The sequence below is a fragment of the Ruegeria sp. AG1 genome (assembly GCF_056541705.1).
This window is the reverse complement of the sequence record NZ_JBQFYU010000009.1, coordinates 198,014-209,363: the sequence shown is the minus strand read 5'-3', so window position 1 is coordinate 209,363 and position 11,350 is coordinate 198,014. Positions and strand designations below refer to the sequence as shown.

Below are 11,350 nucleotides of genomic sequence, written 5' to 3'. Positions count from 1 at the left end.
GTTGGTCATCACCGAGCCCTGCGCTTCCATCACGGCGGCAGAGACGATGTTTTCCGACGCGATCAGCTCGATCTCGTCGCGCTGACGGCCCAGCTCGGACGTGATCGAGCCGAAAAGCTCAGGATCACGGTCCGACAAAGACTGGGTGAAAAAACCGTCGATACGATTGGGGGCGTTCATGACGCAGTCCTCCTAAGCGGTCCGAAGCCCGGCCCTACGGAGGGGCCAGAGCAGGAAATTGATATACGCGAGGTCAGATCACGCGATCGCGCGGTTCGCGGCCTTCGAAAAAGTCGCTGAGGTTGTCCAGCACCCGGAACCCCATCGCCTCGCGCGCCTCACGGGTGGCACTGCCTAGATGGGGCAGCATCACAAGGTTGTCACATTGCAAAAGGTCGGGGTTGATGCGGGGCTCTCCGTCGAAAACGTCCAGTGCTGCGCCTCCGATCATATCGAAGGTAAGGGACTGGATCAGCGCGCGTTCGTCGATCACCTCGCCACGGGCCGTGTTGATCAGGAAGGCATCCGGTTTCATCAGATCCAACCGACGAGCGTTGATCAGGTGCCGATTTGCAGCCCCGCCGGGACAATGGAGCGAGACGAAATCGCATTGCGGCAGCAGATCATCCACGGTTTCGGCCTGAGTGGCATTGCACTGGGCCAGAACCTCGGGCGCGATTTTGCTGCGGTTGTAGACAACGATCTGCATGCCGAAGCCGTGATGGGCACGCCGGGCCATTTCCTGCCCAATGCGGCCATAGCCGATGATGCCCAGCACCTTGCCGCTGACCTTGGTGCCGATCAGATGCGTGGGGCGCCAGCCGGTCCAGTTACCGGCCCGCAGCTCGCGTTCCCCTTCGCCCGCGCGGCGCGCCACCATCAGCAGAAGGGTCATTGCGATATCGGCGGTGCATTCGGACAGCACGTCCGGCGTATTGGTGACGGTCATGCCCAGGCCACGGGCCGAAGGCTCACAGATGTGACTGTAGCCAACGCCGTAATTTGCAAGGATTTTCGTCTGCGCACCTGGAACGTCCAAGGCCTCGGAACTGAGGGTATCGGTCACGGTCGGCAGGACCGCATCATAGGATTTCAACGCGTGCCGGATCTCTGCCGGGGACATAGGCTTGTCCCCGGTGTTCAGCACGGTGTTGTAGTTCTCGGCCAGCTGCGCCTCGACGGCGGCAGGCCAGCGACGGGTGACTAGAACCGAGGGTTTGACCATCACGCAGCCTCCATCACACGGGCGATCGTTTCACCGATCACGGCAGGGTTTTCGGCTACGGTCACACCGGCGGCAGACAGGATTTCGACCTTCTCGCTGGCGCTTTCGCCAAAGGCCGAGATGATCGCCCCGGCATGACCCATGGTCCGGCCTTTCGGAGCGGTCAGACCGGCAACATAGGCCACTACAGGCTTGGTGATGTGATCTCGGATGAACTCAGCCGCCTCGGCCTCCTGAGGGCCACCGATCTCACCGATCATGGCTATGATGTGGGTGTCTTCATCCTCTTCGAAACGCTGCAGAATGTCCTTGAACGACGAGCCGTTGATCGGGTCGCCGCCGATGCCAACGCTGGTCGAGACACCAATCCCACGCTCTTTCAACTGGGCCGCGGCCTCATAGCCCAGCGTACCCGAGCGACCGATGATGCCCACGTTGCCCGGCAGGTAGATATGGCCCGGCATGATCCCCAACAGCGCTTTGCCGGGTGAGATGGTGCCCGCGCAGTTCGGCCCGGTCAGGACCATGCGCTTCTCTTTGGGATAGCGGTACATGTAGCGCTTCACGCGGATCATGTCCTGCGCCGGAATACCATCGGTGATGCAGACACAATAGCGGATACCAGCATCTGCGGCCTCCATGATCGAGTCCGCCGCGAAGGGAGGCGGCACAAACACGAGGCTGGCATCCGCGCCGGTGGCTTCAACGGCTTGTTTGACGGTGTCAAAGACCGGAACACCTTCGACGGTTTCACCGCCCTTGCCGGGAACCACGCCGCCCACGACGTTGGTGCCGTAGTTCAGCATGTCCTTGGTGTGGAACCGCGCCATGCGGCCGGTGATACCCTGCACGATCACGCGCGAGTTACGATCGAGAAGAATGCTCATTGCACAGCCCTCATCTTGGTGCCCAGGGTCAGGTCGTTTTTCCATGCGCCGACAGCGCGTTCGGCAGCCTCCATCAGAGTGGTGGCGCGGATGATCGGAAGGCCGGATTTGGCGAGGATCTTCTGCCCCTCTTCTACATTGGTACCAGCCAGGCGCACGACGACAGGGATGTCGATATCCAGCTCTTTCAATGCCTGAACGACACCCTCGGCCACCCAGTCGCAGCGGTTGATACCGGCGAAGATGTTCACCAGAATGGCCTGCACATTGTCGTCCGACAGAACCAGACGGAAGGCTTTGGCAACACGCTCGGGCGAGGCGCCGCCACCGATATCGAGGAAATTCGCAGGCTCTCCGCCAGCCAGTTTGATCGTGTCCATGGTCGCCATCGCAAGACCGGCGCCGTTGACGATGCAGCCGATATTGCCGTCGAGACCAACATAGGACAGGCCCCGGTCACCGGCACGGCTTTCGCGCGGGTCTTCCTGGCTTTTGTCGCGCAGTTCGGCGATCTGCGGGTGACGGAACAGGGCGTTGTCGTCAAAGCTCATCTTCGCGTCCAGCGCCAAAACGCGGTCGTCCCCCGTGATGACCAGAGGGTTGATCTCGACCATGGTGGCGTCCAGATCGCTGAAGGCGGCGTAGCAGCCCTGCAGCGTGCGGACCATGTGCTGGATCAGCTTCGGCTCCAGCCCCAGTTGGAACGCGATTTCACGGGCCTGGAATTCTTGCAGACCCACTGCGGGTTCAACGATTGAACGCACGATGCTGTCCGGACGATCCGCAGAAATATCTTCGATCTCCATCCCGCCTTCCGAGGACGCAACGATCATGACCCGCTGGCTCGAACGGTCCAGCACGAAACCCAAATAGATTTCGCGATCAATCGGCACCGCGGCTTCCACGTAAACGCGGTAGATCCCTTTGCCTTCAGGACCGGTCTGATGCGTGACCAGCTTGCGGCCAAACATGTCATCACAGGCTGTGTAGATCTCGTTTTCAGTGTTGCACAGCTTGACCCCCCCGGCCTTACCGCGGCCGCCTGCATGGACCTGCGCCTTGACGATCCACTTGTCGCCCCCCAGTTCACGCGCCCGATAGGCCGCCTGTTCCGGGCTATAGGCCAAAGCACCGGGCGGCACTTCGACACCGAAATTCGAAAGTAGTTCTTTCGCCTGATATTCGTGAATATCCATCTGCAATCCTCCCGTTCTTGCAGTGAAATTAAGCAGCCATCGATGTGCCGTAGCGGCTTTCCAGCAGGGCTTCGATTGCGTCCCGATCAATCTGTCCGCCCAGTTCGCGCATCGCCTCGGCAAACAGGCGCACGATCCGGCTGACGGATTTCCGGTTCAGCTGGTTGAGGATGCCGATCCGCACCTGAACAGGCGCGCTGAGCGTGGGCCAGATGCCAAAACCGCGCGCACGGCAGTTCTGCACCAATTCCATCTCGCGACCGGCAAGCTCCGGTGGCAGGTTCAGAACGATCAGGCTCGGCATGTCCGAGGTAACCTCGCACCCCAGTTCGACCACGGCATCGCGCAGGACGCGTTCGTGAATGCGGTAAGACGCTGCGCGCTTGGCAAGCCCTTCCTGCAATGTCAGACGCAGCGCCTCATGGAAGGCGGCCACGGCATAGCCCGAATGCGTCCGGTGATAGGTGCCTTTCTCGACATCCTGACCGTCGACAATACCCCAATGGCGGGCCTCGAAAATCGGGTTGTGCACATAGGTGTAGGCGCCGCTGGTTTTAAGGCTGTCAATGAAAGCATCGGTAAAGCTGACCGGAGCGTAGGTCAGCGGCAGGCAGCACAGACCTTTCTGCGGGCAAGAGGCCCAGCCTGCGATACCGGGGCAGTCGTCGATCGAAAAGTCATCCACGCCCAGCGACGACACCGCGTCGATCAGACCCATCGCGCCGTGACGCTCACACGCGTCCGAAAAACCGCGAATGTCGTTGATCCGGCCGGACCCGGTTTCCCAGTGGGCCATAAACGCCCATTTGGGCTTGTGCTCGGCCAGGACTGCTTCGACGATTTCTCCTGTGACAGACTGGCCATGCGGAACCTCGATCACGGTGACGCTGGCAGCTTGTGGGTCAAGCGGATTGGCTGCGTGTTCGGCGGGCGTCGCCGCCTTGATCCGCAGGGTCAGCGCATCAATGCCCGAGAATGTGCCGTTGGCAAAAGCCACAACCTTGTCGCCCGGCATGACGGCCGAGAACATGGTGTCCAGCGCGCTCCAACCCGTGCCGGCGACGGCAAAAGTATAGGCGTTCTGCGTGCCCCAGATTTCGCGCAGCATATGCTTGCACTCGATCATTCCGCGCAGAACGTCGCCCTGCATGTGATCGGCGACCCCTGCCCCTGCAAAGGCCTGCAGAACGCGAGCATCCGTGTTGCCGGGTCCGGGACCCGCTGCAAGGGTCTCGGGGATTTCGAGCGGAGGGAAAATCTGGAAAGTCATTGTGCGGCTTCCTCGGCTGTTTCTCAGGCTCAGCGGCCCGTTTGGTTGAGTTGCCGAGTAGAAAACGTGCTCTTGCCAGATCACGCAACGTAACTTACTACTGATTTAGCATGCCTAATAGGATGGGGTGTTACCTACCCAAAGGTGTAAAAATGCGATAGTATACCAAAAACGTACCCACCCATTTGGGTAGTTTTTGAGCTTTAAGGGCAAATTCATATGGCTGAAGCTCCATCAAAGCCCATCGACGTCATGCTGGCAGACGGCAACCCTCTGGTCCTGTCGGCGATGTCAGAGATCTTTGAACGCGACCCGCGATTCTCATTGGTCGCGACTTCGGCCACGGCCGAAGGATTCCTTGGCACGGTCATGCGGGTGCCTGTTCAGGTCGGCGTGGTGGACTGGACATTGCCCGCCCTTGGCGCTGCCAAACTGATCGAGGTGCTGCGCGATCAGGTCAGTGCACCGCGCTTCGTGGTCTATGGCGACGCCAATGCCGACGTTCCACGACTGGCGATGCAGGCCGGGGCAGCTGGGTTTGCCGCACGCTCGGGCGAGGTTGAAGGGCTTCTGGACACCTGCGAGAAGGTGGCCGCGGGCAAGATGGTGTTTCCGTTCATAGACGTCCGGAAAATGCAGCAGGACCCAATCGAAAGCCTGTCGCGCAAGGAACGCTCCATCCTCGAGGCGCTGGCGCAGGGCATGTCCAATCGCGAACTTTCAAAAGAGCTCGAGATTTCGACGAACACCGTAAAGTTCCACCTGTCGAACATCTACGACAAGCTGGGCGTCAAAAACCGGACCCAAGCCATTGCACAATATTATGCAGCGCGGATGCAAAGGGACTGATACGGACCGTAATCTGGTAAACTCGGGGTTTTCCGGGCATGCTTTGGGTTCACACCCGCAGCCGGAGGACCTCAAATGCCGCAATATAATGACATGTTCGAACTCTCCATCGAGGATATGGAACTGATCGAACAGGCCCTGCGACAGGCGATGGCCTCTTATTCCATTGAGGGGGACGAGACCAACGAAGACACCATCCGCAGGATGCATGATCTTCTGGGCAAGCTGCATGATCAGAAGATTTTTTATCGCCCAAAGACCGGCAGCTATATCGGGGGCTGATCCGCACTTTGCAGACTCCTCAAAAACAGAATAAACCGTTTGCAAACATGTGAATTCAGAGGCGACGCAGTATGAGCTACCTTGGCATTGATCTGGGAACGTCCGGGCTGCGCGCCCTGCTCTTGGCTGAAGACGGCAGTGTGCTCGGCTCGGCAGAGCATTCCTGCACATCCGAACATAAACATCCCGGCTGGAGCGAACAGGACCCCGCCGAATGGATTGCGGCGCTTGAGGGGGCGGTTGCCACGTTGCGGGACGCCTATCCTGAATTTGCCGATCTGCGAGCCGTTGGCGTAGCGGGCCACATGCATGGCGCCACGCTTCTGGATTCCGCAGGTGACGTGATCCGACCCTGCATCCTGTGGAATGACACACGCGCGGATGCCGAGGCCCGGCATCTGGACGCCCTGCCTGGAATTCGCGAGATTTCGGGCAATATCGTTTTCCCCGGCTTCACGGCCCCCAAACTGCTCTGGGTCAAGGAACATGAGCCAGACAATTTCACCCGTATCGCGAAGGTTCTGCTGCCTGCGGCCTATATGAACTATTATCTGACAGGCGACTACGTCGCTGACATGTCGGATAGCGCTGGCACATCCTGGCTGGACGTCTCGCAGCGCGCGTGGTCAGAGGAGCTGTTGATCGCAGGGCAGATGTCAGAATCTCAGATGCCCCGTCTGGTCGAGGGCTGCCAGCCCGCAGGTACCCTTCGCGCCGATCTTGCCAGCCGTTGGGGTCTGCGCAATAGCGTCACCGTCGCAGGCGGCGCCGGAGACAACGCCGCAGCTGCCTGTGGCCTGGGTGCTCTGAACGAGGGGGACGGGTTCATTTCTCTTGGCACCTCCGGAGTGCTGCTGGCTGCGCGCGATGGCTACCACCCCGATCCCGCCTCGGCATTGCACACGTTTTGCCATGCCGTGCCTGATCGCTGGTATCAGATGGGCGTTATGTTGTCTGCAACCGACAGTCTGAATTGGCTGGGCCAAATCACTGGCCAAAAACCCGCCGACCTGACCCTCGCACTGGGCGACGAGCTACGTGCGCCGGGGCGCGTTCAGTTCTACCCTTACCTCTCAGGCGAGCGCACCCCGCACAACGACGCCAACATTCGCGGCGGCTTTACCGGGCTGGGAAAAGACACCGACCAGAGCGATCTGACCTGCGCCGTGCTTGAGGGCGTCGCCTATGGTCTGAGCGACTCTTATGACGCGCTGGTACAGACCGGCGCGCGGATTGATCGGCTGATCGGCATCGGCGGCGGTACAAAATCGCACTATTGGGTAAAGCTGATCGCAACCGTTCTGAACGTCCCAATCGAGTTGCCCAAAGATGGAGAGTTCGGCGCGGCACTCGGGGCTGCACGTCTTGCCCAGATCGCAGAAACCGGAGCGTCCCCGGAGGACATTCTAAACCCCCCCAGCATTGGTGAACGCGTTCTGCCCGACGGCAGCAAAACCGCAGATTACGAGGCAGCCAAGGCGCAGTTCAAAGCGGCCTACGGACCTCTGCGACAGATCTCCTCGCGAGGTTGATATTCGGACCGTGGCTCAGTGACAGTCAGGACCGCACACACCCGCTGGCAACATCTGAGTTTTGCCAGCCCGGCGCACAATATGCTAACATAAGGGCTGCGTGGCCCTCATCCGGCAAGCCTGTTGCAGGCTCTCTTTCGGCATATTTTACCCTCATTTACCGAGGGCCGCCGCGCCACAACGATCAATCAATTTGACCCGTCTGAGCAGGGCTGATCACGGATAGGACACAGACCTGCCTCTCGAAAGGACTATCGATATGTATAGCATAATCGCGACCTGGTATTTGAAACCCGAACAAGAGGCCGAGGGGATCGCAGCCCTCAAGCAATTGGCCCAAGATGTGAAGCAGGAAGAGGACACCTGGGGCTACCTCATCCACACGGGCGGCGAAAACTCGGCACCGCCCTGCAGTGACGGCACCGTCGTTTTCATCGAAATCTACAAGGACTTCCAAGCTTTTATGGACCATGTGACCGGCCCGATCTTTACCGCATTCAAAAAAGACCATGGGCAGCTTTTTCAGCCCATACCAGGCTCTGACAGCCCGTTCTTTCTGGTCGAAAACATCGACAGAATTGGAGGGTTTCTGCGACCGCAAGCGGGGTCCTAACCACAGTGCCAGCCCGCACCAGTGAGTAACCCTTTGCGGGCGCACAAAACCCGCGCACAATTCAAGGGCGACGAATTGTAGATTATGTGATACTAAAGAAAGCGAAATTGTTTCTTTGTTTCATATACGGCGCAATTTCAGCGCTCAGGGGCAGTCATATTGGGACGTCCGAATGTTAATTGCAGCAAATGCGGTGCGGCCAATCCTGCCGGGTCCAACTTTTGCCACGGCTGCGGCAATGCACTGACCGTAGCCTGTGGGTCCTGCGGCGCGTCAGCGATGGCGCACGCAAAGTTCTGCACCGCTTGCGGGGCTGCTCTGCTGGGTCAGGACAGTCCCCCACCGGCTGCCCCATTGCCCTCTCCCAAGGACGCACCAGAAGACGTGGCCGAACGTCGCCAACTGACCGTCATGTTCTGCGATCTGGTGGGGTCGACGGCCCTGTCCGAAAGGCTCGACCCCGAGGATTACCGCGAACTGATCACGCAATACCGCGAGCTGGTTGGCCGGACCGTCACTAAATTCGGCGGCGAGATTGCAAACTATGCAGGCGACGGAGTGGTCGCCATCTTCGGCTATCCCACCGCGCAGGAACTCAGCCACTATTCCGCCGCCCTTTGCGCACTTGAGATCGCGGGCGCGACGCGCGACGGGAATGCGGGGCTGACGGACAAATCAGTTTCGACAAATGTGCGGATCGGAATCCATACTGGACCTGTAGTGGTGGGCACGGCGGCCGGCACATCAAGCTCGGAAAAGGTCTGGCTGTTTGGCGATACACCGAACGTTGCGGCGCGTATTCAGGCTGCTGCGGATGTGGGTCAGGTTGTGGTCTCGGAAGTGACACGCAGACTAATCGGAGAGCGTCTGGATTTCACCTCGATCGGCAGCCCTCCCTTTGCAGGTGTCAGCACACCGTTGCAGCTCTATGTGGTCGGTCCGAAGATTTCCGGCTTTGACACCGGGCGCAAGGACTTCGCGCACGACAAGACGCCGACTATCGGGCGCACTGCCGAGATAGCTTTGGTCCAGTCCAGATGGGACGGCGCGCTGGACGGAGAGGGGCAGGTTCTGCTGCTGACAGGCGACGCGGGCGTCGGTAAATCCAAGATCGCCTTTGGCCTGAAGGACAAGCTAACCGACGAGGACTCCACCCAGTTCACCCTGTTTGGATCACCTTTGCATCAAAGCAGCGCGTTTTTCCCGATCAAGAATGCGCTGACAACGCTGACGGGTATGCTGCCCAACGCGCCTCCTGAAGAAAGTAGGGACAAAGTCACCAGCTTTTTGACCGATCTGAACCTTGATGCTGAAACCTGCGCCGCACCTATCCTACGCCTGATGGGGCTGGAAGACAGCACATCTCTGGTCGCGCCGATGGGGCCCGAACGGGAAAAGGGTGCGTTGATCGAGGCGCTTTTGCAATTATGCGCGGGGCTGGAACAGCACCAGCCGCTATTGCTGCTTCTCGACGATGTGCATTGGTTCGACGCCTCAACGCTGGAATTCGTCAACGGCTGGATCGAACAGGTGTCGAACCGCCGCTGCCTGATCCTGATGACCGCCCGGACCGAGTTCCAGTCGCCATGGCGCAACCAGTCCCATGTCACCAGTCTGGAGCTGAATCGGCTTGTACGCCGTGACATATATAAGCTGGTTGAAAGCATCTCGGGCGTGCGGCCGTCGCCGGAAGTTCTCAGTCAATTGGCCGACCGCACGGATGGCGTGCCGCTCTTCGTCGAAGAACTGACCAAGATGGCAATGGAGTCCGGTCTTTTGGTCAACCGCGGCCAGAGTCAGGCCGAATTGTCCATGGCGATCCCGGAATCGCTGCAGGACTCACTGATGGCCAGATTGGACCGTTTGTCGGCCAGCCGCGAGATCGTGCAGGTCGCCGCAGCAATCGGACGTAACTTTGAGCGCAAGCTGCTGTCCGAGGTTCTGGACTGGACTGAAAACGACATCACCGAAGCGCTGAACCAGCTTCTTGAAACCGAGCTGATCGTGCCCGCGGGCCAGCCGGGTACGGCAGATGCCTACCGGTTCCGCCATGCCTTGGTCCAGGATGCCGCGTATCAATCCATGCTGCGCTCGACAGCCTCAAGGTGGCATGGCCAAATCGCTGCAGTTCTTGAGGAGAAATACGCCGAAACAGTCGCGCGAGAGCCTGAAATTCTGGGCCATCACTACTGGCGTGCCGGCAATTACCCCGCCGCCGAAGGCAAACTGATGACAGCCGCTCGGCAGGCGCTGGACCACTCGGCGAATGTCGAGGCGATCACCCATTTGCAGCACGCTTTGGAATGCTTGCAGGAAATGCCGCAATCGCAGGAACGCGACCGGCGCGAAATAGACATGCAGATCATGATCGCTGTGCCTCTGGCCTTCGTCCGGGGCTATGCGCATAAATCGGTTTTGTCGGCCTATGCGCGGGCGCAGTCCCTGTGCCGCGAATATGGCGAAACAGAGCGGTTGTTCAAAGTTGTCTACGGACAGTTCCGCTCGACCATGCTGGGCGGGGAATATGAGATCTCGAAACAGAATGCAGACCGACTGGTCTCGCTCTGTCAGGATTTATCGAGCCCGCTGACCATTGTCTCGGCAGAACGTTCGATGGGATCGCTTCAGACCTATCTGGGCCATCCGAAAGATGCGTTGAAACATCTTGAGGCCGGGCTTGAGGTCAATCTGTCCATCGAACATCGCTTCATGGGCCTCGATTTCGATGTGGTTGACCTTGCAGTGGCTCTTCAGGGCTATCGCGCGCTTTCCTACTGGCTGTCAGGCGACGAATCCAGCGCGCTGACAGCGATCAAAGCAGCGCTGGTCCATGCAGAAGAAACCGCGCACCCGTTCAGCCAGTCCTTCGCCAATGCTTTCCTTGGATGGATTTCCCATTTCCGGGGCGATGAGGCGACGGTGCAGGACAGTTCGGCCATTTTGATCGCCCTGTCCGAGGAATACTCTTTCCAGTTCTGGCGCGGTTGGGCGCGGGTCATGAATGGCTGGGTGCGCCGAAGCACGGATGGTGAAAAGGCCTTGGAAGAAATCGCCCTGGGCCTGCGCGAATGGCGCGATACCGGCTGCCGCCTTGGTCTGAGTTTCTTCCTGTGCCTCTACGCGGATGCGGCTATTCTACACGGCAAACTGGAACTGGCCGAGGAACTGTTGGACGAAGCCGAAGCCTTCGCCAACGACAGCGGTGAGAAATTCTGGGTCGTCGGGCTGACCTGCCTGCGCGGTCGGTGGGCCATGGCCCATGGGGACGACAGCGCCGGGATCGACCACCTAAAAAACGCTGCCATGGTGGCGTTGCAGCTTGGCCATTACGGCCCGCTTTTGCATGTCATTCGAGAATTGGCCGAGCTTGAGACCTCGTCAAACTGCCTTGGTGAGATCTCGAAGGCCGTGGCCGCCGACAAGACCAAGGCGCCCGCGCTGGTCGAGGCAAAAGCCATTTTCAAAACCCTAAAAACAAAACAGCCGGAGGCATGAT

The 11,350-nt window shown here is 59.4% G+C and carries 9 protein-coding genes and 1 pseudogene; 5 read left to right on the top strand and 5 right to left on the bottom strand.

The features are described 5' to 3' along the window. The 5 genes and pseudogenes from glyA to ACR0B5_RS15435 all read right to left on the bottom strand — a co-directional run. Window positions 1-180: pseudogene (gene glyA, locus ACR0B5_RS15455) on the bottom strand (serine hydroxymethyltransferase); the annotation flags it as partial. A gap of 73 nt (window positions 181-253) precedes the next feature. Continuing rightward, window positions 254-1,225 carry a 2-hydroxyacid dehydrogenase gene (locus ACR0B5_RS15450; RefSeq protein ID WP_480541573.1) on the bottom strand — a complete coding sequence of 324 codons (972 nt, stop codon included), beginning with the start codon at window positions 1,223-1,225 and terminating at the stop codon, window positions 254-256. Then, complete coding sequence (sucD, locus tag ACR0B5_RS15445; protein ID WP_170380404.1) at window positions 1,225-2,112, bottom strand: succinate--CoA ligase subunit alpha; 888 nt, start codon at window positions 2,110-2,112, stop codon at window positions 1,225-1,227. The genes ACR0B5_RS15450 and sucD overlap by 1 nt, the downstream gene beginning before the upstream one ends. Then, window positions 2,109-3,308 (bottom strand): malate--CoA ligase subunit beta, encoded by a 1,200-nt coding sequence (locus ACR0B5_RS15440; RefSeq protein WP_480541571.1) that lies wholly within the window; start codon window positions 3,306-3,308, stop codon window positions 2,109-2,111. The genes sucD and ACR0B5_RS15440 overlap by 4 nt, the downstream gene beginning before the upstream one ends. Window positions 3,309-3,336: 28 nt before the next feature. Next, complete coding sequence (locus ACR0B5_RS15435; RefSeq protein ID WP_480541569.1) at window positions 3,337-4,578, bottom strand: aminotransferase class V-fold PLP-dependent enzyme; 1,242 nt, start codon at window positions 4,576-4,578, stop codon at window positions 3,337-3,339. 219 nt (window positions 4,579-4,797) lie between these two features. Between ACR0B5_RS15435 and ACR0B5_RS15430 the strand changes: the two genes are divergently transcribed. The 5 genes from ACR0B5_RS15430 to ACR0B5_RS15410 all read left to right on the top strand — a co-directional run bounded on the left by ACR0B5_RS15430 (window position 4,798) and on the right by ACR0B5_RS15410 (window position 11,349). Further along, window positions 4,798-5,427 (top strand): LuxR C-terminal-related transcriptional regulator, encoded by a 630-nt coding sequence (locus tag ACR0B5_RS15430; protein ID WP_419739303.1) that lies wholly within the window; start codon window positions 4,798-4,800, stop codon window positions 5,425-5,427. 75 nt (window positions 5,428-5,502) lie between these two features. Continuing rightward, window positions 5,503-5,709, top strand: a complete 207-nt coding sequence (locus tag ACR0B5_RS15425) for a hypothetical protein (protein ID WP_425084585.1) — start codon at window positions 5,503-5,505, stop codon at window positions 5,707-5,709. 71 nt (window positions 5,710-5,780) lie between these two features. Next, a complete protein-coding gene (xylB, locus tag ACR0B5_RS15420) occupies window positions 5,781-7,241 on the top strand; it encodes a xylulokinase (protein WP_480541567.1) in 1,461 nt (486 codons plus the stop codon). Between the two features lie 259 nt (window positions 7,242-7,500). Beyond that, window positions 7,501-7,854 (top strand): putative quinol monooxygenase, encoded by a 354-nt coding sequence (locus ACR0B5_RS15415; protein ID WP_480541565.1) that lies wholly within the window; start codon window positions 7,501-7,503, stop codon window positions 7,852-7,854. A gap of 159 nt (window positions 7,855-8,013) precedes the next feature. Further along, entirely contained in the window at window positions 8,014-11,349 is a 3,336-nt protein-coding gene (locus tag ACR0B5_RS15410; protein ID WP_480541563.1) for an adenylate/guanylate cyclase domain-containing protein, read from the top strand. The last annotated feature ends 1 nt before the right edge of the window (window position 11,350 follow it).